Consider the following 24,598-nt stretch of genomic DNA (forward strand, 5'->3'; position numbering starts at 1 on the left):
TATTTATCAGTCGACAAATCACACGAAAAGGGATGTAGTTGAAATTTTTAATGCCATTCATCCTCATTTTTTGACTATTTTAAAATCATTAATCAGCGCCAAATATATGTGAAAGGATTGAGACTTAATACGCTATGTCTCAATCCTTTTAACTATGCTTTTTTAAACTGCCTCGTATCGTTTGACAGTTGACAGTAATAATAGAAAACCTGTTATGACTGTTGCTAAAACTAAACCTGACATCATCAGCGGCGTGAGTACGGTACCAATAATTAAAAATAGCCGTGATATGAGTTCTGCACCAATTGGCACCCAACTATCCAATGCGGAATGGGCACCGCGTGTGTCGGCAGGGATAAAACGTATTTTTTCTGCTTCCACAGTTGGCGTGAACAAAATTTCACCAATCGTGGCCATCAACATAAAGATAACGAGGACGAGTGCGTGGTTATTACTCATGACGACCGTATAGCCTCCCGCGAAAAAGAGGAAGCCGATATTTAAAATGGTCGCGACTTTGAAGCGTTTGAAATAATGTAAAATTGCAAAACTTAAACTAATAATCGTTATCGTGTTGATTAATAATAGGATTGAAAACATACGGACGCCATCAATCGGGAAGTCATACAACTGAATCGTTTTGAATTGATGTTCTAAACGCACTGCAACATAGGATGAGAGCGACATTTCCGCACTTAATATGAGCATACTACTGATGAGTAATAAGACGAAAGGACGATTCCGATATGCTACTTGATAACGTTGAAATATTGCCACAAAGCGACGTGCTGATGGATGGCTGATTGTGCGTCGTGTTTCTTGTACACCAAAATAGAGAATCAACACATTCACAGTTAAACAAATATAAATTAACACAAATAAACTCACTTTGAACGAGCCGTAAAATAATCCCCCCATCAGCATACCGAGCGCAGTGGAAGTGTTCGAAATCCAATATTTGAAGCGGGCATAGCGTTGTCGGTGTGTCTCGTCAATACTATCTAAAGCTAAAGCGTTGTACATCGGCTTGGCTAAGGCAGTCAAAAGTTCATTGAGAAGATAACAGGCCAAGAAAACAACAAATAATAATTGAAAGGACTGCACCCCCTCTAACTGCGCTAATACGGCTCCCATACCTAAGAAAAGGAATGCGCTCATTAACGTCAAACAAGCGATGACATTCTTCTTGAGTGGTAAATGGTCGCTCAAATAACCCCCGATAATCGAACCGCTAAACTTTAATAAAATCCCAATAATAAGCATCATTCCAGCTTTTTTACCGCCTAGATAGTGTGTAAGTAATAATGCCATAAACGGAAAAACGGCATTCACAGAGGCATTTTGGATAAACAACATGAGTAAACGCAACTTCACATTTTTAGGTAATGTCATAAGCATATCTCCATTGTATAAGATAAAAAATATGTAAAATTAGTATTATATTACCCTTAAAATGTAAGTGTGTCAAAATTTGTATGAGAGCGCCATGCACGCTACAATTTATAAGAAGCATTACGCTATAATAAAGAGAAAGAAGGGAGGAGGACAATTGGATATTAAACAGATGAAGTATTTTATAGAGATTGTCCGTCAAGGTGGGATGACGCGTGCAGCCGAGACGTTATATATTGCGCAACCGACGATTAGTAAGGCGATTAAAGAGTTAGAGTCTGAAATCGGTGAGCCGTTGTTTGATCGCACACGTCGCCAATTGTTGCTGACAGATGTGGGGGAAGTGTTTTACCATAAAGCGGTTGAAATTTTAAAGTTATACGAAAGTTTGCCGAATGAAATCAGTAGTCTGCTGGGGTTGGAGAAAGGATATATTTCGATTGGCATTTCTGCATTGATGGATATGGAACGCCTCGTCCAAGTGCTCGGTCAGTTTCATCAACAGTATCCCAATGTCGTATTTAATTTAGATGAAAATGGTGGGAAGACGATTGAAAACCAAGTGCGGAACAATGATATTCATCTCGGGCTGACATCGTTACCTGTAGATAGTAAGCTTTTTGATTCATTTCCATTGTACAAAGGTGAATTTCAAGTCGTCATGCATCACACGCATCCACTTGCGCAAAAGGAAAATGTGACGTTCAAAGATTTAAAAGATGAAGATTTTATTATGTTTAATGAAGACTTTTATATCAACGACAAAATTATCGCGCTCACTCGACAAGCTGGTTTCGTGCCACATATCGTTTCTAAAATCTCACAGTGGCAATTTATCGAACATTTGATTACAGCCAAAATGGGCATCAGTATTTTGCCAGATAACATTGTGCGTATTATTAGTCGCAATCCAGAAATTCGTGTGTTGTCGATTGATGACAGTACAGTTGATTGGACGATGGGAGTCATTTGGCGGAAAGATGTCTATTTAAACCATGCGACACAAACATTTTTAGACTATCTCAACATTCAATTACCGTTAACGACAGTGCCTGAAAACCATTCCATAGATAAAAGTAATGATTAACATGAAAAACCAATATTTTTATAATGGTTGATTACCCGTTACAATAGAATCATTCGAACGAAGAAAGGATGATTGAAATGGCAAAAGTGAAACAGCTATTGAAAACTGTAACGCAATTATGCATCATTTATGGGATTACGATGTTAGGTAATCAAATACAGCAGTTTTTCAACATCCCCCTAGCTGGTAGTATTATTGGGTTACTTTTATTTTTCATTTTACTTCAATTTAAAATTGTTAAAGTAGAATGGATTAAAGAAGGTGCTAATTTTCTACTGGCGACGATGGTGTTTTTCTTCGTTCCCTCTGTGATAGGGTTAATGGATGTCGTCTCAGAATTAAACTTAAACTTCATTATATTTTTTACATTAGTTGCTGTTGGTACGGTGCTCGTGGCATATAGTTCTGGTTTAGTGGCAGAAAAAATGGTGACAGGCCGTATCTTCCGGAAAGGACAAAATCCATCGTGATGATCTTGCAAGGCATTGCGATGATTGTATTAACGGTCGTGATGTTTATATTGTCCAAAAAAATATATCATAAGTTTAATTCACCAATACTCAACCCCGCTTTAGTGACATCTCTTGGCGTTATTGCGATATTATTACTTTTTAATATCGACTATCACAGTTATATGGTGGGAGGGCAATGGATCAATCAACTATTGAGTTCCACAGTCGTGTGTCTCGCTTTTCCACTGTATTTAAACCGGCATAAGATTGTAAAGTATTTTAAAACAATCTTCGTCAGTGTATTCACAGCGGTAATTTTAAATTTCTCCCTAATTTATTTTTCTTTAAAATTACTCGGCTATGGACGCGAAGATATTGTGACACTCCTCCCCCGTTCGATTACAGCAGCGGTCGGTATTCAAGTGTCACATCAGCTCGGTGGCGAGGATACAGTTACGATTCTCTTTATCATCGCAACGGGCTTGTTAGGAAGTATGATAGGCGCATCCCTTGTACGTATGACGAACTTCCAATCTTCTATCGCACGCGGCATGACATTTGGTAATGCTTCTCATGCATTTGGAACCGCACGCGCATTCGAAATGGATTTAGAGTCAGGTGCATTTAGTTCGATTGGTATGATATTATCAGCCGTCATGAGTTCTGTGATGCTTCCAATACTATTGATGTTGTTCTATTAATATTCAAAACCATCATGGCCAACCCCTATATATGCCATGGTGGTTTTTTTGAGGTTGAAAGATTTGATATTCCCTAAAATTAACCTTAAAGAATTACCAATCATAGACATTCTTTCTTTATTCATATTACATTCCAAGTATTACAGTCATGGCATTAAAAACAATAGAAAAGGTAGTTGTGTGGTATTCAAGCTTGATATCGTAAAGATAGGAGATACAAACACTATAGATACTCTCCATTTCCTATTTTTTACTAGCACTCAATCATATGTTGGCTGCGTCAGTAATCACTCATGTTATTTTTAATGAATAAACCTATTTTCCATAACAGATGGTGTATGGATCATATGGGAACTAGGATATTAAGTTTTCCCAATTTCTGTCTTATTTATAGACCTTTCAACCCAATTTATAATCTCAAATGGAATACATAAAAATGAGAGAGTACCGTTAGGCATGTATACCAAAACTTTTAGGATTCGATGTTTTTGTGACATCCACACTTTATATTTTTCTGTAATCATTTTTATGATAATATGAAGTTATTCATGATTGAACACGGGAGGAGCTAGCGGTGTATATTATAGTAATTATTTTGGCAGTGCTGACCGTCATTGCTTGGATTACGGCAATTCGTGCATTTCGTCAGACGGGACAAAAGGGCAAAATCAATCCCAATACATGGGTTATCATCGGTGCAGTGTTGACAACATTGACGATCATGATGATGTTTATTTTCAGTCAAAATTAAACATGTATTGTATACATGTTGATAATAGAAATGAAAGACAAAAGTGAGAAATTGCATGGGCAGTTTTTTAACTTTTGTCTTTTTTGATGTAGCAGCGGACATGAATCATTTGTTAAATTTTGGTGAGAATCTACTATAATTCAGTGTATGAAAGTGGAGAAGTGGTATAATACTAAAAAATGAAACAGATGAGAGAGTGAAAGACATAGTGAATATTTTAGTGATTACTGATGGTCACCCCTATACCCATAATTATGTAGCCATGTTGGTTGCTGAAGGACATGATGTTTTTATCCAAACACCGCCGACGATGAGACAAACGACTGTTGCACAAACACGAGAGATTGACTTGTTTGATTTGTCGAATGTTGTCTCTGCATTAGAAGATATTGCACTTGTTGTCGTGATTGGAAACCCAGTATTTTCAAATACGAGGCTCACGCAAAGTCAGCCAATACAATTGCAACGATTAATGTATGACAATTTAGGTTATGCGATGAAGCAGGCGAATATTCAGCAATGTATCGTTTGGCAATCGCAATTGCAGCCTGTGCTTAAACAAATGATGGAGGCTTTTCAAATTGAAGTGATTCATCATGCTTTGAAAACAACGAAATGGTTTCCGAATCGCCGCGTCCTTTATCAATGGAGTGAGGAGCGACAAACAGTACGTTCGATTCAGGTGTTAGATATTCCACAAAGTGTATCAATGGAAGCGGTCACTGCCATGTACGGTCGATTTTTAAAAACGTTGAATGGGCGACTTGTGAATGGTATTTATGATGGACAACAGTTTACAATTGTGCTCATGCCATTTAAAATACCACTTATCCAAATGCGTCATCATTCGAGCAGTGACTTAACACAGCGCGTGATTTTGAATATTACAGGAGGATGGCTTGCACAACAAAGTGGACATACAGCACGTATGGAGTTTCGACGTTTAGAGGGTGATACAACGACATGCTTAATTGCATTGCATGACTTTGTTCCGCGATTACCTTGGGGTGTGTATCGCGTGACACAAGCACCAATGCATCGATTTGTCTCTTATTTATTCCGTCAATATTGGCATCAATTTAAGTAAAGGAAAGGAATAACGGGGCGTGTTAGGCTATAACGATATCGGAGGAGTAGAAATGTGATGGTCATGATTCTACTCCAGTGGTCCGATTGTAAATGAAGATGGTGCTATTATGAATAATAGCGCTAAAAGGAATAACTGCAATGATACTGGGGAGGTAGCGATATTTATATCTGTAGCGCATTGCCCCGTCGTTAACACTATGGCTATACAGCTGTAAAATTAAACTGTTACAGGGTGCGAAGGAAAGTTGTTTTCAAGAAATCGTTGTAAGATTCCGACTAATTCTGTCATATCCGTCCCTTCCATTGATAATGACGCATGTACCTCTTCATTTAAATGTGCGAGTTGTTGCTTCAGTTTGCGTCCTTTATCAGTAAGTGAAATGTTCAAGTTACGTTCATCTTCAGGCTTTCGTACTTTTTTGATCAAGCCCTGAGCCACTAATTTTTTAGTCAGTGGTGTCAAAGTGCCGGAATTTAAATATATGCGATCACCGAGTCGTTTGATATTGACAACCTCATCATCCCCAATTGAAATGAGTGTAATATAACCTGTGTAAGTGAGTTCATATTCTTTTAAACAAGCAGTATATTTTTTGATAACTTCCTTCGATGCAACATAAAATAAAAAACATAATTCGTCATGTAGCGCTTTCGGATGTTTTGTCATGTTGTAGACCCCCAATACTTTTAAACAATAGTTACTACTATTATACATACTTTTTTCTTGATTCAAAACTATGTATAAAATATAATTGAATCGCACTTTATTTAATGAAATGTTTACATTATAAAAGGAAAGGTGACTATTATGACACACGAACAAGATTTTCAAACAATCCTTACAGGCCGTCGCTCTGTTAAGTTATTCGATACAGAAGTAAAGATTCCACGTGAAGAAATGAATGAAATGATTAGAAAGGCAACATTAGCACCGTCATCAATTAACATGCAACCTTGGCGTTTTGTTGTTGTGGATACTCCAGAAGGTAAAGATACATTACGTCCACTCGTACAATTCAATAGCCGTCAAAATGATACTTCAGCAGCGATGGTTGTCATTTTTGGTGATATGTTGAATTATGAACATGCTGAAGAAATCTACGGGGCAGCCGTTGAAAAAGGGTATATGCCTCAAGAAGTCAAGGACGATTTAGTAGGCAAATTTGTCGCAATGTATGAAGGGCTAGATCAACAATCTATGAATGACGTTGTTAAAGTCGATAGTAGTTTAGCGGCAATGCAGTTCATGCTCGTTGCACGTGAACATGGTTATGAAACAAATCCAATCGGTGGCTTTAACCGTGAAGACATTGCAGCAGACCTTGGTTTAAACCCTGAACGTTATGTACCAGTCATGATCATCGCTATCGGTAAAGCAGCTGAAGAAGGTCGTCCAACATCACGCTTAGATGTTGAAAGAATTGTACAATATCGTTAAAAATAAACATACTTTAAGAGATACAGTTGAGTGATGTCCATTCAACTGTATTTTTTTGCAACGCTTCATCTAAAGTGACAAACATGATGCATGCTACACGAAAGACACAAAGTTTTTAGTCGAACGCACAACGACTTAAGCACCTTCAAATCATAAAAAAACGTGATTTTATCTAAAAATTCATTGCTTCAAGGACAAGTTTTTATCACATTTTTAAATTTCACTGCAGCTTTAAGGAAAAGTAGTAAAGGACTATTGAACCTGATATGATGATGAAAGATAACATAGCATTTAGGACCTTGATTTTAAATATAGTTATGTTGAGGTGAAAGAAATGTTCGTAGATAAAAACACACCTTTTAATGAAGAAAGTTTAAGACAAGAAATCGCTAAATATATGAACCGTGATTTGAAGGACATTAGTAGTATTGAAGAAATTGTCGCATTGATTGAACTAGAACATTTATATCGTGCGGCTTTAGAAGAAATTAGTACAAAGTTGCGTATTTTGGACGAAGATTTCCAAATTAAATATGCACATAATCCGATTCATCATATGGAACGTCGGGTCAAAGAGATTCCGAGCTTATTGCAAAAACTAAAAAGAAAAGGCTATCCGCTGACAGCACAAGCCGCAAGAGAAAATATTATGGATATTGCCGGTATTCGCGTTGTTTGTAACTATATTGACGACATTTATACCGTCGAACAATTGTTGTTGAAACAAACCGATATTCAGTTATTGACGCGAAAAGATTATGTTGAAAATCCAAAGAAAAATGGCTATAGAAGTTTGCATATTGTCATTTCTGTCCCGATTTTTCTCACAGATGGTATGAACGACACGCCTGTAGAAATCCAATTGCGCACTATTGGAATGGACATGTGGGCGAGTTTAGAGCACAAGTTGCATTATAAAAATCAACGTGGTGATTCTGAGATGTATTGTGATACGTTGAAAGCGTGCGCAATGGAAATTGGTGATGTGGAGGAGAAAATGCAACGAATTCATTTGAGTATCCAGCGTGACAGAGAAAAATTAGGGACCTGTTGATATGTGTAGATTTCTTTAAACATTTTCCCTTTCCTAAGGGGCTTGCGCGGTTTTGATAATCTGGATGGACCTTACTCTTATGTGACGCTATACATCAAGAATACATCCCAATTTTTTCCAATAGTCAATTTAAATTTAATCAAGTTTCTTACCATTCTAGGCATGATAGTTGAAACGTTATAGCCATTTTGTTGATTTTGTCTTATATTTTATTTTCACTGAACAGAATGGGAAGTAAGAAACATGAAAAAACAGGTGCTAAAAGGAATATAACCTTAAAGCACCTGTTTTTTATTTTATCAGTCTCATCTAGTTCAATCGATAAAGACTACGCTGTTGATCTGGAAGTTGGTCGACAAAGTCATCGGGGTCTTCAGCGAAACGATTGCCTACGCCCCCATGCATTCGTTGAAAATGGAGATGAGGTCCTGTCGTTTGTTCGCCCGTATTTCCGGACAATGCAATGACGTCACCGGCAGCTACCGTATCGCCTGTTTTCACTTTGAATTCATTTAAATGCATGAACCATTGAAAGTATTGGCCATTATCTTCGCGGATTTCTAACACATTGCCACCGAGTTTGTCTTTGAAAGTTCTTGTTACAGTGCCATTCGTAGGTGCAAGGACAGATGTATCTTCGGGTAAACGGTAATCATTACCGTAATGTCGGTTGTCGCCGTTGAAAGATAGATCGCGATTGTACGTGCCAAAGCCGTGTGTTTTACGGTCTTGATTGAAAAATGAGTCAGATAAGGTATGATATCTGTTCGATGTTTCGTGCTGAATTGCATCGTAATGCATGACAACTGTGACAGCTATCACAATAACGATGCTTAAAAAGAGCAGAGGAAAAAACCATTGCTTCATAAGCTCACCTTGTTTTCTATTGTATAAGGCGCTGTATATCAATGCAATGATTTTGACTGAAAAGTGATTTAGATGTTAGTCAAGAGAGGCGAAACAATAGAAAAAGAACTTGAAGTGTGTCACACACTTCAAGTTCTTTTAATGTTATATGAAGATTACATACCCCAAGCAGATAAACCTTGTGCATTGTAAGCTTTTGTAGCTGCAGCAATTTGACCTTCATAAGTGCTTGTTGAACCCCAACCAGGCATAGTTTGGAATAAACCAGATGCGCCTGAAGCGTTACGAGCATGTAATTGACCGTTTGATTCACGTGCAATAATTGTTTCCCATACTGATGCAGAAACACCTGTACGGCTAGCCATTTCTTGAGCAGCTCTTGTTCCGTAGCTACCAGCAGTGTTACCATTAGCTAATTTAACTGAACGAGTTGATGTTGATTGTGTTGTGTATGATGGTGCTGTTTGTTGTTTTGGTGCTTGACTAGTCGCTTGTTGCGTTGTTGATGGACCATTGCTGTAAGATTGTTGTGAAGCTAGTCCACTTACGTCAGCCATTTGTGTTGGTTGTGCAATTGATGAGTAGTCTTGTGTTGCTTGACCAAAACCATTGTATGACCAACCGAATTGTACACCGTTTGACCAAAAGTTATATGATACACCGTCTAAAGTGAAGTTGTATTCGTATGAACCTTCTTCAATTGGGTGTTGGTTTAATGATGGATCGTTGTGTTGCGCCATTGCTGCTAATTTAACTTGATCAATCCCTTGTTCTGCTGCATTTGCATCATGTCCGCTTGCTGCTAATCCTGCTGTTCCGATTGTTGCTGCAAGTGTAGTAGTTAAGAGTAATGATTTTTTCATAATAAATAAGTCCTCCAGTAAAGTAAGTTTTATATATTCATTTTCAAAAGTATGCGTAATTAAAAAATTCAACAATCACACTCTACCAACGAAACGCCATTTTGTAAATTACGCGTAATTAACAAAACATTACAATCGTTTTTCATTTTGCTGTTTTGTAACATAAATGTCATGTTGTTAAAAAGTTGTTCATCACTATTCATGCTGATAAAGGTGATTATAGCAAGGGTTATAGGAATATTTTATGAATTAATAAAAATCGACATATATTACAAATATTACAAGATAAAGTTGAATTGTAATGAAACAAGGGGAGATTTTGGGATAAAAAAAGAGCTTGTCAATATATTCATGATGTAAAAAAGATATTCCATTGCTCATTTTGAAACGACTTATATATAATAAGAGTAACGAGGTGAGAATGATGAAAAAACTGGATACGTTACGTTTAGAAATTGCGAGATTAACACGACAAACACATGCACTCGGTATACCAATGATGATTATTTTTGAAGGGGTGCCTGCTTCGGGAAAAACGAGATTAACGAACGAGTTGTTGCTCAATTTAGATGCAAAGTACACAAAATTTATCGCGACGAAAACACCATCAGAGTATGATTTAAGGTACCCATTTTTACAGCGCTTTTGGGAAACTTTACCTGAAAAAGGTCACATTAATATTTATTTTAGAAGTTGGTATTCACACTATGTGGATTATCAAGTGCATCAAATCAAATATCCGTTGTTTAAAAACCCACAAATTTTAAAGTCTGAAATAGATGACTTTGAAACGATGCTAGACAATGATCACCATGAAATGATTAAGTTTTTCATTCAAATTAATGAAGACAAGCGCCAAGAACATATTGCGCAAATGAAGACGAACCCATTAACGAGTTGGAAAGCACAAGAATATGAACAAGTTGTTGCACCGGATACCTATTTAGAGTACATGCAACCGTTATTGGATGATTCATGGGAAGTGATTGATTACGATGAACGTGAAAAAGCGCTCGTTCAAATGTACACACATATTCATGAGCGTTTGACACAAGCCATTTCACGTCATGAACAACGTGACACACATCGAGACGGCCGTTTTTCTGATACATTTGAAACCGACTTATTTGATAATAAGCAAACTAAAATTTCGAAAGAGGACTATAAAGAGAAGTTGACAGCGTTACAAAAACGAATGCGCGAACTTCAATTTGCTTTATATGAACGAAAAATTCCGCTCGTGCTCGTATATGAAGGTATGGATGCAGCTGGTAAAGGGGGGAACATTAAACGTGTTCGTGAGTTGCTCGATCCAACTGGTTATGAAGTCAATGCCGTGAGTGCGCCGACAGATGTTGAGTTAAGTCATCATTATTTATGGCGTTTCGCACAAACGATGCCGAAAAGTGGTCACATTGGAATTTTTGACCGCAGTTGGTATGGTCGTGTGTTAGTCGAGCGTGTGGAAGGTTTTGCGACTGAGAAAGAGTGGTCTCGCGCTTATGATGAAATTAACGCGTTCGAAAAAATGTGGACGGATGATGGCGCAATTATTTTGAAGTTCTTCCTTTCTTTAGATAAAGACGAGCAATTGAAACGATTTAAAGCGCGTGAGATAGACGTAGATAAACAGTGGAAAATTACGGATGAAGATTGGCGAAACCGTGATAAGTGGGACCAATATCTTGAAGCGAGTTATGATATGATTCAAAAAACAGATACTGCAGATGCACCGTGGCTTGTCGTGGCTGCGGATCATAAAAAGACAGCGCGTATTGAAGTGTTAAAGTATATCATTCAAAAATGTGAAGAAAAGCTTTGGGGTGTGCAACAATATTAAGAAAATCAGACTCAAGCCCTTTTTTATTGTGATGGTTTTCTACTATAATATAGAGGCATATCACCCACGCGTAAAAGAATAGAACTGAGATAGAGGAAAAAATATGTCACTAGCTAATTATGAAACAAATATTATGAAATTATCACAGTCAAACGATGCAGGATTAGAAGTCGCAATCATGGGGAAACAAGAGACAGATAAAGCTGTTGTACTGCTTCATGGTGCGATTATGAATTATAAGATTATGACGATCTTTGCGAAATACATTCATGATGTCAAACTGATTTTTATCAACTGTCCTGGTCGCGGAAAAAGTACGAGTCTTGAACGCCAAGATTATGACCTTTCTGAATATGCGAAACGAATTAACGAAGCGCTTGTCACTATTGTTGAGGCTTCTCACATTTCAGAAATGTCCATGATTGGTTATTCGATGGGCGGATTAATTGCGACAAAACTTGCGGGATACAACACGCTACCGATTAAACATTTAATCTATTTAAATAGTGCCGCCAAAATCGATTATAAAGAGTTGCGTTTTTCTAAATTATTGTATGAAATTATGAAAGACGTCAAACCTGGTGAGCGAAATGAAATGATCAACAGTATTCCTGAATTCGTATTGTCTCAAGGCGTTTCTAAAAAACAGAAAGAAGGCTTTAACTTTTCTCAATATTTCGCGCCAATGGAAACGATGATTACAGATTTAATGTACACGTTACGTGCAGATTATTTGGCAGATATTGATAAAATTAAAGAAATGCCCAAAGTGCTCTTTTTACTCGGTGAAGATGACGTGATCTTTCCGAATAAGGACTCGAAAATTACCCATGAAAAGTTCGAGGCATTAGGTGCTGACGTCCAATCAATCATTTATCCGGATGTGGGGCATTTAGACTTTTTACGTGTGCTTGATGATTCGAGTATCGCAGAACAAGACAGTATGACTTATCACATTAATCAACTCTTGGCAGAATGATGAGTAAGGTGAAATCAAAAATGCGCATTTGAGCTTTGTCTAACAAAGTGTCGATGCGCATTTTTTTAGTTTGATATTCAGTTAAAAGAAATCAGAAGGCAATAAATCTTCAAATTCCAACTGCTCTATTTTTTGCAGAGCTTGACTGTTTAAAAAGTCTTGTACATAAGAAAACTGAACAATATCATTTTTGTAATTTTCGACAGCCGATAAGTTGTCATTATCTTGAAAATAGTGTGCTGCAAATAGGATCACACCGATCGCAATGGCAGCACGTAAAAGAACACGCATTGTAGAAACCTCCTTGTCGCATGATAATTTAAGGATACATGAATCGCAATCATGTGGTATGCGTCTAGAGCAACAATTCGCTCTCCAACTTTAGCATGAGCATACGACAATCAAACGTCGCTTTACATCAAATTAACATCATTACGTTACGATAAAAGAAAAGAAGAATCAAAGGAGGCGCATGATGTGAAAGTGACGTTCGAAGCGATTCGACATCAGCAAGGGTGGATTGAAGCTGTTTATTATGATGAGAGACATGAAGGCACGATTCGATTTGAAATGGCAGACCCTATCGAAGTGCGCGATGATTTGGTAGCGGAAGCATTGGCAGCGCTTTGTGGTCAGTACTATGACATGATTGAGATGGAGTGGAAAGTTTCTCAACGAACGAAACGACAGATTGAACAACGCACGGGTGCCAAGCTGATTTGTAAAGGGCGTATGCTCTTTTGGAATATTAATACAATAATGCGACATGATATCAAAACGCTCAATTTTAACGGGGATGTATATAATTTGTCCGCATTTGCACTGACGCCAGGTGATGTGAATGCAGTGTCACTCGATTTTGGTTGGGAATCTGCACATATGTATGACATGTTTGATGAATGGCAAAGTCGCATCGTGAAAACGAATGTGATGGAGACGCATTTTCCTTTGATTATTTCAGATTATTATATGATAGGCAGTATTTTGTACAAAGACTTTTTCAATACCACTTATATGGTGACTGGGATGCAGTTGAATCCATTGACAGTGAACATGACGAAAATGGAGGCTGAACAGGCGATTGCAGGCATGGTGAACTTGCCTCATTCGCTAGGGTTAACTGCAGTGGGGCATACGAAAATTGCTTGTCAACGTTGGCCCCATATGCTTGAACAGGCGTGTCGTGCGGTGAGAACGTCGCAACCGCATATCGGTGTACAACAACGTCTCCTTATAGATGTTGAAAATGAACGGGGACGTCTCGGATTAGGTGCGTATGCCAATCAAGTGCAACCGACAGAAATCGCTTGGGGAACGGACGAACGATTGGACTTTTTAGCACTCTACCTATTGAAATATGGTGGTAGGGCGCAAGCGGAAAAGTTAGTCCAACATATCCCATTAGAAGCGGATGCCCTTGTTCAACAATGCGATTTTCAATTTTATGACCGTTATTATCCCGGGGTAATGCATTATATGGATAAGTCTATACGTGAGGCAGTCCAACAACAGTTAGAAAAATATGGCATTGTGATGATGAGTGAGTCGGATTGGCAAAATTTTATGGCGGTCAGAACGTGGATACAACAAACAAGAAGGTAAAAGCGTAGTAAGAGACTGGGAAAACATAATGTCCCAGTCTCTTACTGTTTAAGGGGGTTAAGGTAGGGTTGATATGATTGTCCGAGAAATCCGCCCACAACGCTTCTATGTCGCTTTTAACCTTAGCGTCGTCTCGTTGGATTGTGGCATTGGAATTCATCGGATAATTTGTGTTGTAACTCAGTTGTCATGATTAAGGCAAGCAATTATACGCCTACTTCTTCCCATGCAGCTTCGACTTGCCTCGCTACATCTTCACCATATAAATCTAATGCAGCACGAACTAATGACGCTTTGGCATCTGCAAAATTTGAAGTAGAAGTTAAGTAAGATGTTAATGCTCTGTAATAAATTTGTTCAGCTTGTTCTTGACCGATTTTATTAACAGTAAGGTAAGCAGCTTTATTTGGAATGCCTGAGTTCGTATGTACGCCACCATGGTCACTTGACGTGTTGACATAGTCTCTCATATGGCCCGGTTGGTTAAATTGTTCTGGATTTGACATGCTGCGTAATGCATCACCTGGGCGTCTTGGTGTATACACATCTTCACCGATTAAAGTATCGCCCGGATCCATAAAGTAAGCAAATGTGTCAGACATACTTTCGTTCAAAGCACCTGGTTGGCCACGGTAAATTAGTCCAGCTGTCTCTTGTGTTACACCGTGTGTAATTTCGTGAGCAACGACGTCATCTGCACCAGATAAAGCTGTAAATGTAGTGCCATCGCCGTCACCGTAAATCATTTTGTCACCAATCCAAGCAGCATTGTTACGGTTGTCTTGACCTTGGAAGTTATTGACATGCACAATTGACATAATATCACTGTCTCTGTTGTCATAAGAACGACGATCAAATTTTGATGCGTAGTAGTCATATACTTTTTTCGCGTAATAGTTCGCATCAACACCTGCGCGTTGGTAGTCATCTGTAAAGTTTGTGTCTGGGTCTGTAATTAAGTCTGCAGAACCTGACGCAGGGTTAAAAGCATACGTAGCCATTACTGCAGAACCTGACGCAGGGTTAAAAGCATACGTAGCCATTACTGCAGAACCTGTCACATCTTCTAATGAATAACCACCATCAATAGAGTTGATGTTAATACGTTTAGTGTCACCAAGAACACCTCGACCAGTACCTGTTGCAGCTGCATGGGCAACTAAGTCTGTTTTTTCTACAACTTCTCCTGTTTCGGCATCAACTTTAAGATCCCAGTGTGACACATCGGGTTCCATTGTTACTAATTCTACATGATAAACGTATTTGTTGTCTTCACCATCAATTTCGACATCATTGACTTTAACGACATCTTCATCTAAGTTGGATGCTTCAGATTGTTTCATATCTACAGCTTTAAAGGCAGTTGAAAGGGCAGCATCTTTAGAAATACTTACGCTGTTTGTTGGATCGACTTTTTCTGCGTTTACTTCCCCGTTAATGAGTACCACTTGTCCTTTTTTGTCAACGTGGACTTTTACCTCTTGATCTTTCGCATGAACACCATCGACAACAGGTTGAAGTGTGTAGTGTGTATAACCAAGGTCGTCAGTGAGTGCGTCGACTACATCGTAATCCTTATAATTGTCTTTCACATCACTTGGCAATTCTTTTAAGGCTTTGTTTGCATCTGCTTTCGATTTAACGGTGGTTTTAAAGTTTTTCTCTAGTGGCTTTTCCGACGACGATTCAGCATATACATTTGGAGATAAAGATAATACTGATAAACATAAAGTACCAAATAAAACCTTTTTTGACAATTTAAACATTTAAACAACTCCTTAACTTTTGGTATGTTTAAATTTTAATAAATTTATAAATTGCAAAGTATATTTTTGCCTAAGTGTTATATTTTTATGCCTAAGTGTAAAATAACTTCTTTTGGGCTGCGATTTTCGACAGCTAGGGTATGCCGTTTCGTTAGAATTTTCAATTAAAAAGAGTCTCATTTAAAAATGATACTATAAATAAAAAAATTTTCGTATGTAAAAGATGTTAAAAAGAGTAAATTTAAATTCAGGTTGAGACGTTGAATATAACAGGAGAATTAAAAGAAAATGCCCAGATTTTTATATAGCGTGTTCAAAATGAATGTTTCTTTCAAGGGGATATCGGGAATTTTAGAAGTAAACTATTGAAAAGGAGTTTTATAATGACTCAAAATAATCCAACAAACCGCTTTTACAATGAAGACTTTCCGAAACAATATCAACCTTATCCAGGCATACAAAATCAAATGACACCGGTACCTGATTGTGGTGAAGAAACATATGAAGGTTCGAACAAATTAGTGGGCAAAAAAGCATTAGTGACAGGTGGCGACTCAGGTATTGGTAGAGCAGCGGCGATTGCTTATGCGAAAGAAGGCGCGGATGTTGCTATTGCTTATCACCCTGACGAACAAGCCGATGCGGATGAAGTGAAAGCCGTCATTGAGAAAGCAGGTCAAAAAGCTGTCTTGTTACCAGGTGACTTACGAGATGCAACATATGCGAAACAAATGGTTAAAGATGCACATGAACAACTCAATGGTTTAGATATTCTCGTATTAAATGCAGGTATGCAACAATTCGAACATGAAATTGAAAACTTATCTGCTGAACAATTGACGGATACGTTTGAAGTGAATGTGTTCTCAACAGTTTATTCAATTCAACAAGCGTTAGAATACTTCGAAACAGGTGCGAGTATTATTTTAACGTCATCGATTCAAGGTGTGAAACCAAGCGCACATTTAGTGGATTATGCGATGACCAAATCATGTAACATTTCATTAACTAAAAGTCTCGCAGCGCAACTAGGGCCTAAAGGCATTCGTGTCAATGCTGTGGCGCCTGGCCCAATTTGGACGGCGTTGCAAATTTCAGGAGGTCAACCGCAAGAAAGTATCCCTGAATTTGGTCAAAATCAACCGTTACAGCGTGCAGGTCAGCCAGTTGAACTCGCGGATGTTTATGTCCTGCTTGCTTCTGATAACGCAAGCTATATTACAGGGCAAGTTTATGGTATCACTGGTGGTGCACCGATTAATTAATAGAATGAGAGTGAGTATTAAAAGAGTTAGGACGTTGAGTAAATGACGTCTTAGCTCTTTTTTAGGTTGATGAGTATCGCGATTTTTAAAGAAGACATATTAAATGTAATGCCTTCCTTTTTATAAGGAGGAAATCCGACATGTCTTTTTACGAAAATAGTTGATTCATACGTCAAAGTCCTTTATTATAAATCGTAATCATTCCTATATAGAAAGAGTGAATCCTATGACATACGAATGGGTTATTATCGGTGGGGGTGTGCATGCGACAACGATCGCATTACAACTCCGACAACTTGGATTACCCGTGGAACAACTGAGAATGATTGATCCACATCCTCATTTATTAGATCAATTTGATAGACAAACAGCGCGTATCGGGATGCCTTATTTACGTTCGCCATTAGTGCATCATTGTCATCCTGAACCTTTTAATTTGAAAAAATTCGCGAAACAACAAGGCTATACGCAACCGATGATTGGTCCGTATCAACGCCCAAGATTAGATATGTTTTTCGACCATACACGTCATTGGATACGTCATTACGGTTTAGAGACATGTCATATTTGTCAAAAGGCAGTACACCTATGCCGTTGCTGTGAAGATTGGGAAATTACGTTAGACAATCAGCAACAAATTCGAACACAACACGTCGTTTTAGCTATGGGTACACACCATACGCCGTTTATTCCACCTGCATTTCAAGATCAACCGCACGTGCAACATATTCATAGTCTTGACCTCGATACCTCAATGCAAGGTTCTCATGTAGTCGGAAGTGGGATTTCGGCAGGGCATCTCGTTATTAAATTGCTCACAGAAAGTCCAGATAAAACTGTTCATTTATGGATGAAGAAGCCTTTTGATGTCCATCACTTCGATGCGGATCCAGCGTGGTTAGGTCCGAAAAATATGAAGCCTTTTGAAGCGATGCCGTTAGCCGAAAGAATACACGTTAACAAAAAAGAACGTCATAAAGGGTCTATGCCGAGAGATATGTATATGACATTGAAAAATTATGAAAAAGCGGGTCGTTTGATCGTGCATCATACGCCTATCGAACGACTAGAAGACCATTGTATCGTTTCCGGAGAGACGCGCGTGGCATACGATGGCATTTATTTAGCGACGGGCTTTGTTCTTGATGTGATGACACAGCCACTCATTCAAGATATTTTACGACTACCTGAAGCACAACTCGTCGCAGGTTATCCGAAAACTACAACACAGCTGGAGTGGGTGCCTCGTTTATACGTTTCAGGCATGTTAGCTGACTTGGCACTAGGTCCTTTTGCCCGTAATATTATGGGTGGTCGGCAAGCGGCGTTACGTATCGGTCAAGCGTATACCGAAAGTACAACAGCTTATCAGAACGCAGTCTAATCATGATTTTGTAATCGCACTATGAAATGATTCGCATATCCGATATAATGCGAGTGATAGGAGCGATAACTATGAAAAAAACTAAAGGCGAAAAACCTCCAAAATATCGAAAAATCAATCATCGTGTGATGCAGGTTATCTTTGCATTTGGTATGATCTTACTCATTTTATTTATTGGTATGGGCACTGTGATTCCAGAACTTAACCGTCACACGTATGAAGGTATCATCGTAGAAAAATATAGAGAAGATCATGGAATGACGACAGGCACAACACAGTTTATTGAACTGAGACAAGGCGATCGTACGATTAAGATTGAGAACAGTGATATTTTATTACATGGCAAATGGGATAGTCTGGCGGTACAAAAAGACATTCGTGAAGGTGAGAAGGCGACCGTGCATACGATTGGATTTGACGTACCCAGTCTTCGCATCTATCCGAACTTGTATCAAATTGAGTAATAACCATTTTTTAAATGAGACACAAAAAAGTAGAGACTAGGACATGATGTTTTCCCAGTCTCTGCTTCTATTTATGGATTGATATCCATTAATGGTGATTAAACCGTTGAAAAATAAGGGTGTATGTAAAAAACGATGCGATCGTTTTCTTGATTTCATCAACTTGCAAGCAGTTGTGCAGTATTTGAAATATGATTGCCCAGAAGGCTGAGACGCCTGAGGGATAAGTTAAAGGCTAAACAACGTCATTTAACTTTAAAAGTGGCTACCGTTTAACGTAGTGGCTGTCTGACTTCTCAATGCGCATGATTTTGAGAAGTCGAGTCAGCCTTGCGGGGGTAGTACGACGAAAGCTTTGTTACACATGAGATTTCTGTACTGCTCCCAAAATCCGCAATGAATGGGTGCGCTGGGAATCAATAAACGGTGTTCCAAAAGCAGGATTTTCGACAGAACCCCTGCCATTTCGGCAAAATTTGGAAAGCGATTTTGCTCATCGCTCGGTTCTGCTCAAATTCTAAGCGCTTTTGTCACAACCTCCCTTCATCCCCTAGGAAAGGGAAGGCTTGATGGCAATCAAAAACCGAAAATCGTAGGGAGGGCAAGTTTAACAAAATATTGCATCAATCGCATCAAAAGTTTTTATGTCCCGCCCCCTACCTTTTTATGGACTTTTATTCATTATGATGATAACATCGGCGAAAAATGAGGGGGGATGGGATAAAAATTTTGTGTCTTAACCTCATGTTTTTAAATTTATTCTGAACCTTCATAAAGCAACTGTGCAATTCTTAATAACACAATCCCATCAATTGTATTCGGATCCCAACCTGTAATTTCATGGATTTTTTTAATACGATAATTCAATGTATTCCGATGAATAAACAAATCATTCGCAGTTTTGACTAACTTCCCGTGGTTTCTAAAATAGGCTTCAATCGTTTCTCCTAAGTACTTATCTTCCCCTAAATGCAGTAGTCTCTTATAATTTGCGACCAATGTCGTTTCATTTTCTGGTGTGAATTTTTTAATATTATTACAAATCGTTGCAAGTTCATGTGATTTATAAGTATGAAGCCCTTCTTGAATTTTTAAATCGTGCAATAGGGACTGCAACGAACGCGCTTCATGATAGGACTGAACTAAACCTTTGATACCCGTTGTAAATGAACCCAGTGTAATTAATGTACGGTCAAATACTTCATTTTGTACATTTTTATCGAAACCATCAATTAATTCTTCATGAGATTTACCGCGATTAGGGTTAGATTTGACGATATAAACGTATTCTTGTGGCGAAATTTCGACAATCTCATCCCCTGGTAATCTCAATGATTCTAATGCATCACGTAAAGCTGACGTTTTGGATTTACTCGAACTTTGCATAGAAATAAGCGCAACGGCAAATTCATCATTTAAACCTAAGCGATCGATCAAACTTTTGCGTTGGTAATTTTGAAAGTAAACGTCAGGATTGAATAAAATATGTGCTAACATTTGCGTGCGTGACAATGTTTCTTGAAAACGAGAGTAGTGTTCTAACTCTTCTTCAACGATAAATTCGGCATGAAGTTTTAATAAATGTGAATAAGCACGTATTTCATCAGGATTGCCACTGACAAGTAGGGCACCGTAAACTCTTCCGTGTAGTTCGATAGGAAGAATAACACCAGGATGTTGCGCGTTCCAAAAAGACATATCTTCTAATTCAATATCGATGGGCAGGTTACGTTCAATCGAGTGGCGCGCAGCTTGATGTACTTCACCTACACGATCAGGGTTAGATGTTGCGATAATTTGACCACCCCGATTCGTAATCAGTACTTCAGCTTTAATGATAGATGACGCTTTTTTTACGACTTTTTGAGCCCAATGTTGTTTTATCATTTACTCCAGCTCCTATTTTTTATATGTATTCTAAATAAAGGTAAAGCAGTTCCCTTTTGTTGAATAGTAGAATGGACATCAGAAGTTGAGTCGGCCTGTTGGATTTGTCACACGAACCCTTTTGATTGCATCGTCTCATGACTGGCAAAATACCAACACTTCCTAGATTGTAGTGAAAGGGCTGTTGTCATACATGTTGAGAAAGGGCAATCTTCATATCATAGCGTGTTTCCAAAACGAACAACAGAAAAAATAGAATATAATTTTTTTGTTCTGTTACGCTTGATTTTTCACTGAATGATATTAAATGTGTATATCATATCATAGAATGAATGGATTGTAATAGGTTTACCGAAACCTTTTCTTTAAGTTTTTTTGAACTTTGTTAACTTTGATTTACAATGTAAAGGTGCAATTCAATCACTCTTGTTTAAGTGTTAACTGTACTTTTATAATAAAACACTTTTTACTTTTTATGCAAATTTATATCTAATTACCTTAGAAGTTATATATTATTAATTTAACAATATAGTTATGATGGCTAGTAAAAAGTTGTGATATTTTATATTATAACAATAACAATTAAATTTTAAAGTAGGATAAGAAAATTTTTCTTCTTTAAACTGATTTGTTAAAAAGTGTGTGATTTTTAGTGTTAAAAAAAGATGCATATGTTTAAGAATGGCGTGAAATCAACGTTTGTTGTTTGATGGAGAAAATGAAAAAGAAGGGAGGCCCGTCGTGCGAATGCACAGTATGTCTCCCTATAGAGTAATTTTATAACATGCCGATCATTGCTAAAATGATCAAACTTGTCACAATTAAAGCAGCCCAAGTCATCATTCCTAACAAGATAGGGCGAATACCTGCTTGCTTAAATTGGCTAAATTTGACTGATAACCCAACCCCCGCAAGTGCAATTGTAATGAAAAACAGTGCCGCTTGTTTGAAAATCGCAATGATACCATCAGAAAAATTAAAAATGGTACTAACCAGTGATGCAACAATAAACCAAATAATAAAGTTCGGAATCATCGCCCATATATTTTGACGTTGGCCACTGTCATTTGTTGTTTGTTGACGTTTAGCCACCCAAAACGCCAGACCAATCGTGATAGGAATAATAAAAAGTGTACGTGTTAATTTAACAATGGTCGCGACTTCAAGTGCCTTTGAACCATATAACGCACTTGCTGCTACGACACTAGATGTATCGTTAATTGCTGTCCCACTGAAAAAACCAAATGCTTCTTGACTCATATGAAAAAAGTGGCCTATCGGAGGGAAAATAATGACCGCAATTAAGTTAAATAAAAACACTGTAGAAAGGCTAAAAGCGATAATATTGTCTTTAGCTTTAATGACTGGGCTTGTTGCGGCAATAGCAGAGCCCCCACAAATAGAGGTACCGACGCCGATTAAAATTCCTGTATCTAAATCAATATGAAATAACTTGACTAACAATGTGACCACAACAAAGGCAACGAGTAGCGTCACAATGAGTATCGGTAATGACTTGAGGCCTACTGTTCCGATTGATTGAAAACTCAATGTAAAACCGAGCAAAATGATGCTGTAATGCAATACTTTTTTACTGCTATATTGAATACCGGGTTTGAATGATTCAGGTAGTTTTAACGTATTATTCAAAACCATACCGATGACCATTGCAAAAATCGCACTACCTACAATTGGAAAAAAGTGACCAAAGAGGGTAGCGATAATTGCAATAGTGAGCGTTAGGCATAATCCTTTTACTTTTGACATAGTCATCGATCCTTTCGTGAAATGACATCGCAACATGTGAACATGACGTATATTTTTGCGCTAAGTTTAACAAAGTGGCAATCGTACAAGCCATCCTCGTTTGTTCTCAAGTATAGGCGTATCAGAATCGTTTTTCAATAGTCATTGACAGTTATAGGTCAATAATGTTGACTTTATTATCGCGGGCGTATAAAATGTAAATTGTAATCAATAAAGAGAAAAAGGACGGGATGATGATGAAAAAACGTATTGGACAATTTTTGATAGATGAAATCGCAAAACAAGGCGTTGATAAAATTTTTGGTGTTCCTGGTGATTTCAATTTAACTTTTTTAGATGATATTGAAGCACATGAGACATTAGAATGGGTTGGTAATACGAATGAATTGAATGCAAGTTATGCTGCAGACGGTTATGCACGTTTGAACGGACTTGCAGCTATGGTAACAACTTTTGGTGTCGGTGAATTAAGTGCAGTCAACGGCATTGCGGGTTCATACGCAGAAAATGTACCCGTGATACAAATTACAGGCGCACCGACGACAGTAGTTGAACAAGCCGGCAAATATGTGCACCATTCTTTAGGTAACGGCAAATTTGATGACTATCAAAAAATGTATGCACAAATTACTGAAACACAAACAGTATTAACTGTAGACAATGCATTAACAGAAATCCCGCGTATCATTAAAGTAGCAACAGAAGAAAAACGTCCGGTACATGTCCACTTACCAATTGACATCGCAGCAAAAGAAATCGAAGTACCAGATGACGTCGCATATCCTGCAACTCAAAAAGCAGAAAACGTTTCAACTGTAGTAGAAAAATTAACAGAACGATTAAAAGCCGCACAACAAGTGACGTTAATTGTCGGACATCAAATCAATAGTTACGGTTTGCAAAAAGATGTTCAAGCAATTGCAGAAAAATTAAACTTACCTGTAGCACAATTGTCACTCGGTAAAGGCTCATTTAATGAAGAAAGTGCGCAATATATGGGGGTATACGACGGTTATATCGCAGAAGACAATATCCGTGATTATGTCGATGGTAGCGATTTGGTCATTACTTTAGGCGCTAAATTGACAGACTCAGCAACAGCAGGATTCTCACAAAAATTCTCAAATGATACGATTGTAACTTTGAATCATCGCGACGTTAAAGTAGGCGACTATACAACAACTGAACCGTCATTACCTGAAATTGTAGAAGCGTTCAAAAATATTGATTTCAAATATGGAGGCGACTTTCCACAATATCAATGGCCAGATGTATCCGCAGCAGTATATAACGATGAACCATTAACACAAGAAAACTATTTCAACTTAATGCAAAACTTTTTACGTAAAGGTGACGTTATATTAGGCGAGCAAGGAACATCATTCTTTGGTGCATACCGCTTAGCACTTCAAGAAGGCACGACATTTATCGGCCAACCTTTATGGGGCTCAATTGGTTATACGCTCCCATCAACATTAGGTACATTACTTGCAGCACCAGAACGTCGTCATGTATTACTCATTGGTGACGGCTCATTACAATTAACGGCACAAGAAATGTCTACAATGGTACGTCAAAACTTAAATCCAGTCATCTTTATTATTAACAATGACGGTTATACAGTTGAGAAAAAGATTCATGGTGAAAATGCCAAATACAATGACATTCAAATGTGGGACTATAAATTATTACCAGCATTATTTGGCAACAAAGACATCCCAACATATGACGTCAAAACATCCAATGACTTAAAAGTAGCAATGGATCAAATCGATCAAAACCCTGATACGATGCATGTTGTTGAAGTTCACATGGATGTATTAGATGCACCAGCGAACCTAAACGAAATTTCTAAAGCCTTCGCTGCACAAAACAAATAATCTGTTGTAGAGGGCAAAATTTTATGGTTGACATGAAATTGAAATGCATGTATAGTGTTGGATAACTTCA

At 37.9% G+C, this 24,598-nt stretch carries 22 protein-coding genes; 14 read left to right on the forward strand and 8 right to left on the reverse strand.

Annotation, left to right across the window (positions count from 1 at the left end; genetic code table 11):
- Nucleotides 1–162: 162 nt before the first annotated feature.
- The gene (locus BJK46_RS06240) at nucleotides 163–1,392 is read right to left on the reverse strand and encodes an MFS transporter (protein ID WP_041613207.1); all 1,230 of its coding nucleotides are present in this window, start codon (nucleotides 1,390–1,392) and stop codon (nucleotides 163–165) included.
- Between the two features lie 157 nt (nucleotides 1,393–1,549).
- Between BJK46_RS06240 and cidR the strand changes: the two genes are divergently transcribed.
- The 5 genes from cidR to BJK46_RS06265 all read left to right on the forward strand — a co-directional run bounded on the left by cidR (nucleotide 1,550) and on the right by BJK46_RS06265 (nucleotide 5,470).
- A complete protein-coding gene (gene cidR, locus BJK46_RS06245; RefSeq protein WP_015729636.1) occupies nucleotides 1,550–2,479 on the forward strand; it encodes a cidABC operon transcriptional activator CidR in 930 nt (309 codons plus the stop codon).
- A gap of 77 nt (nucleotides 2,480–2,556) precedes the next feature.
- Entirely contained in the window at nucleotides 2,557–2,949 is a 393-nt protein-coding gene (locus BJK46_RS06250; protein ID WP_014612964.1) for a CidA/LrgA family protein, read from the forward strand.
- Nucleotides 2,946–3,632, forward strand: coding sequence for an LrgB family protein (locus tag BJK46_RS06255; protein WP_014612965.1), 687 nt, complete (start codon nucleotides 2,946–2,948; stop codon nucleotides 3,630–3,632). Before BJK46_RS06250 ends, BJK46_RS06255 begins: the two co-directional genes overlap by 4 nt.
- 574 nt (nucleotides 3,633–4,206) lie before the next feature.
- A complete protein-coding gene (locus BJK46_RS12175; protein WP_014612966.1) occupies nucleotides 4,207–4,383 on the forward strand; it encodes a hypothetical protein in 177 nt (58 codons plus the stop codon).
- Nucleotides 4,384–4,645: 262 nt separating this feature from the next.
- Nucleotides 4,646–5,470 (forward strand): hypothetical protein, encoded by an 825-nt coding sequence (locus BJK46_RS06265; RefSeq protein WP_103263578.1) that lies wholly within the window; start codon nucleotides 4,646–4,648, stop codon nucleotides 5,468–5,470.
- Nucleotides 5,471–5,689: 219 nt separating this feature from the next.
- Here BJK46_RS06265 and BJK46_RS06270 read toward each other — a convergent pair whose 3' ends face one another.
- Complete coding sequence (locus BJK46_RS06270) at nucleotides 5,690–6,139, reverse strand: MarR family winged helix-turn-helix transcriptional regulator (RefSeq protein WP_014612968.1); 450 nt, start codon at nucleotides 6,137–6,139, stop codon at nucleotides 5,690–5,692.
- A 141-nt stretch (nucleotides 6,140–6,280) separates the two neighbouring features.
- Here BJK46_RS06270 and BJK46_RS06275 point away from each other — a divergent pair, with 141 nt between their 5' ends.
- On the forward strand, nucleotides 6,281–6,910 hold the full coding sequence (locus BJK46_RS06275) for a nitroreductase family protein (protein ID WP_103263573.1): 630 nt from the start codon (nucleotides 6,281–6,283) through the stop codon (nucleotides 6,908–6,910).
- Nucleotides 6,911–7,244: 334 nt separating this feature from the next.
- Nucleotides 7,245–7,964 carry a GTP pyrophosphokinase gene (locus tag BJK46_RS06280; protein ID WP_096536057.1) on the forward strand — a complete coding sequence of 240 codons (720 nt, stop codon included), beginning with the start codon at nucleotides 7,245–7,247 and terminating at the stop codon, nucleotides 7,962–7,964.
- 309 nt (nucleotides 7,965–8,273) lie between these two features.
- On the opposite strand, the gene BJK46_RS06285 is transcribed toward BJK46_RS06280, so the two are convergent.
- On the reverse strand, nucleotides 8,274–8,831 hold the full coding sequence (locus tag BJK46_RS06285) for a M23 family metallopeptidase (protein WP_096536055.1): 558 nt from the start codon (nucleotides 8,829–8,831) through the stop codon (nucleotides 8,274–8,276).
- 155 nt (nucleotides 8,832–8,986) lie between these two features.
- On the reverse strand, nucleotides 8,987–9,694 hold the full coding sequence (locus BJK46_RS06290) for a hypothetical protein (RefSeq protein ID WP_014612972.1): 708 nt from the start codon (nucleotides 9,692–9,694) through the stop codon (nucleotides 8,987–8,989).
- Between the two features lie 421 nt (nucleotides 9,695–10,115).
- Here BJK46_RS06290 and BJK46_RS06295 point away from each other — a divergent pair, with 421 nt between their 5' ends.
- Both BJK46_RS06295 and BJK46_RS06300 read left to right on the forward strand, forming a co-directional pair.
- Nucleotides 10,116–11,534 carry a phosphate--AMP phosphotransferase gene (locus BJK46_RS06295; RefSeq protein ID WP_041614885.1) on the forward strand — a complete coding sequence of 473 codons (1,419 nt, stop codon included), beginning with the start codon at nucleotides 10,116–10,118 and terminating at the stop codon, nucleotides 11,532–11,534.
- Between the two features lie 103 nt (nucleotides 11,535–11,637).
- On the forward strand, nucleotides 11,638–12,513 hold the full coding sequence (locus BJK46_RS06300) for an alpha/beta fold hydrolase (RefSeq protein ID WP_014612974.1): 876 nt from the start codon (nucleotides 11,638–11,640) through the stop codon (nucleotides 12,511–12,513).
- Between the two features lie 81 nt (nucleotides 12,514–12,594).
- On the opposite strand, the gene BJK46_RS06305 is transcribed toward BJK46_RS06300, so the two are convergent.
- Entirely contained in the window at nucleotides 12,595–12,804 is a 210-nt protein-coding gene (locus tag BJK46_RS06305; RefSeq protein WP_096536053.1) for a hypothetical protein, read from the reverse strand.
- A gap of 186 nt (nucleotides 12,805–12,990) precedes the next feature.
- Here BJK46_RS06305 and BJK46_RS06310 point away from each other — a divergent pair, with 186 nt between their 5' ends.
- A complete protein-coding gene (locus tag BJK46_RS06310) occupies nucleotides 12,991–14,115 on the forward strand; it encodes a hypothetical protein (protein ID WP_103263572.1) in 1,125 nt (374 codons plus the stop codon).
- Between the two features lie 206 nt (nucleotides 14,116–14,321).
- Here BJK46_RS06310 and BJK46_RS06315 read toward each other — a convergent pair whose 3' ends face one another.
- On the reverse strand, nucleotides 14,322–15,881 hold the full coding sequence (locus tag BJK46_RS06315) for a M4 family metallopeptidase (RefSeq protein WP_103263571.1): 1,560 nt from the start codon (nucleotides 15,879–15,881) through the stop codon (nucleotides 14,322–14,324).
- A 380-nt stretch (nucleotides 15,882–16,261) separates the two neighbouring features.
- Here BJK46_RS06315 and BJK46_RS06320 point away from each other — a divergent pair, with 380 nt between their 5' ends.
- The 3 genes from BJK46_RS06320 to BJK46_RS06330 all read left to right on the forward strand — a co-directional run bounded on the left by BJK46_RS06320 (nucleotide 16,262) and on the right by BJK46_RS06330 (nucleotide 18,994).
- Nucleotides 16,262–17,146 carry an SDR family oxidoreductase gene (locus BJK46_RS06320; protein WP_096533450.1) on the forward strand — a complete coding sequence of 295 codons (885 nt, stop codon included), beginning with the start codon at nucleotides 16,262–16,264 and terminating at the stop codon, nucleotides 17,144–17,146.
- Between the two features lie 226 nt (nucleotides 17,147–17,372).
- Nucleotides 17,373–18,530: an FAD/NAD(P)-binding protein gene (locus tag BJK46_RS06325; RefSeq protein ID WP_014612979.1), complete on the forward strand. Its 1,158-nt coding sequence runs from the start codon at nucleotides 17,373–17,375 to the stop codon at nucleotides 18,528–18,530.
- A gap of 71 nt (nucleotides 18,531–18,601) precedes the next feature.
- Nucleotides 18,602–18,994 carry a hypothetical protein gene (locus tag BJK46_RS06330; RefSeq protein WP_103263641.1) on the forward strand — a complete coding sequence of 131 codons (393 nt, stop codon included), beginning with the start codon at nucleotides 18,602–18,604 and terminating at the stop codon, nucleotides 18,992–18,994.
- 756 nt (nucleotides 18,995–19,750) lie between these two features.
- On the opposite strand, the gene BJK46_RS06335 is transcribed toward BJK46_RS06330, so the two are convergent.
- On the reverse strand, nucleotides 19,751–20,881 hold the full coding sequence (locus BJK46_RS06335; RefSeq protein WP_014612982.1) for a sugar diacid recognition domain-containing protein: 1,131 nt from the start codon (nucleotides 20,879–20,881) through the stop codon (nucleotides 19,751–19,753).
- A 777-nt stretch (nucleotides 20,882–21,658) separates the two neighbouring features.
- A complete protein-coding gene (locus BJK46_RS06340; RefSeq protein WP_101458197.1) occupies nucleotides 21,659–22,648 on the reverse strand; it encodes a YeiH family protein in 990 nt (329 codons plus the stop codon).
- 233 nt (nucleotides 22,649–22,881) lie between these two features.
- Between BJK46_RS06340 and BJK46_RS06345 the strand changes: the two genes are divergently transcribed.
- The gene (locus BJK46_RS06345; RefSeq protein ID WP_014612984.1) at nucleotides 22,882–24,528 is read left to right on the forward strand and encodes an alpha-keto acid decarboxylase family protein; all 1,647 of its coding nucleotides are present in this window, start codon (nucleotides 22,882–22,884) and stop codon (nucleotides 24,526–24,528) included.
- The last annotated feature ends 70 nt before the right edge of the window (nucleotides 24,529–24,598 follow it).

It is taken from the genome of Staphylococcus pseudintermedius (assembly GCF_001792775.2).
Classification (GTDB): domain Bacteria; phylum Bacillota; class Bacilli; order Staphylococcales; family Staphylococcaceae; genus Staphylococcus; species Staphylococcus pseudintermedius.

Coding starts and splice junctions, on each gene's coding strand:
- BJK46_RS06240 (WP_041613207.1), bottom strand. CDS start 1,392: ATGACATTACCTAAAAATGTGAAGTTGCGTTTACTCATGTTGTTTATC.
- BJK46_RS06250 (WP_014612964.1), top strand. CDS start 2,557: ATGGCAAAAGTGAAACAGCTATTGAAAACTGTAACGCAATTATGCATC.
- BJK46_RS06265 (WP_103263578.1), top strand. CDS start 4,646: ATGTTGGTTGCTGAAGGACATGATGTTTTTATCCAAACACCGCCGACG.
- BJK46_RS06270 (WP_014612968.1), bottom strand. CDS start 6,139: ATGACAAAACATCCGAAAGCGCTACATGACGAATTATGTTTTTTATTT.
- BJK46_RS06275 (WP_103263573.1), top strand. CDS start 6,281: ATGACACACGAACAAGATTTTCAAACAATCCTTACAGGCCGTCGCTCT.
- BJK46_RS06280 (WP_096536057.1), top strand. CDS start 7,245: ATGTTCGTAGATAAAAACACACCTTTTAATGAAGAAAGTTTAAGACAA.
- BJK46_RS06285 (WP_096536055.1), bottom strand. CDS start 8,831: ATGAAGCAATGGTTTTTTCCTCTGCTCTTTTTAAGCATCGTTATTGTG.
- BJK46_RS06290 (WP_014612972.1), bottom strand. CDS start 9,694: ATGAAAAAATCATTACTCTTAACTACTACACTTGCAGCAACAATCGGA.
- BJK46_RS06295 (WP_041614885.1), top strand. CDS start 10,116: ATGATGAAAAAACTGGATACGTTACGTTTAGAAATTGCGAGATTAACA.
- BJK46_RS06300 (WP_014612974.1), top strand. CDS start 11,638: ATGTCACTAGCTAATTATGAAACAAATATTATGAAATTATCACAGTCA.
- BJK46_RS06305 (WP_096536053.1), bottom strand. CDS start 12,804: ATGCGTGTTCTTTTACGTGCTGCCATTGCGATCGGTGTGATCCTATTT.
- BJK46_RS06315 (WP_103263571.1), bottom strand. CDS start 15,881: ATGTTTAAATTGTCAAAAAAGGTTTTATTTGGTACTTTATGTTTATCA.
- BJK46_RS06325 (WP_014612979.1), top strand. CDS start 17,373: ATGACATACGAATGGGTTATTATCGGTGGGGGTGTGCATGCGACAACG.
- BJK46_RS06330 (WP_103263641.1), top strand. CDS start 18,602: ATGAAAAAAACTAAAGGCGAAAAACCTCCAAAATATCGAAAAATCAAT.
- BJK46_RS06335 (WP_014612982.1), bottom strand. CDS start 20,881: ATGATAAAACAACATTGGGCTCAAAAAGTCGTAAAAAAAGCGTCATCT.
- BJK46_RS06340 (WP_101458197.1), bottom strand. CDS start 22,648: ATGTCAAAAGTAAAAGGATTATGCCTAACGCTCACTATTGCAATTATC.
- BJK46_RS06345 (WP_014612984.1), top strand. CDS start 22,882: ATGATGAAAAAACGTATTGGACAATTTTTGATAGATGAAATCGCAAAA.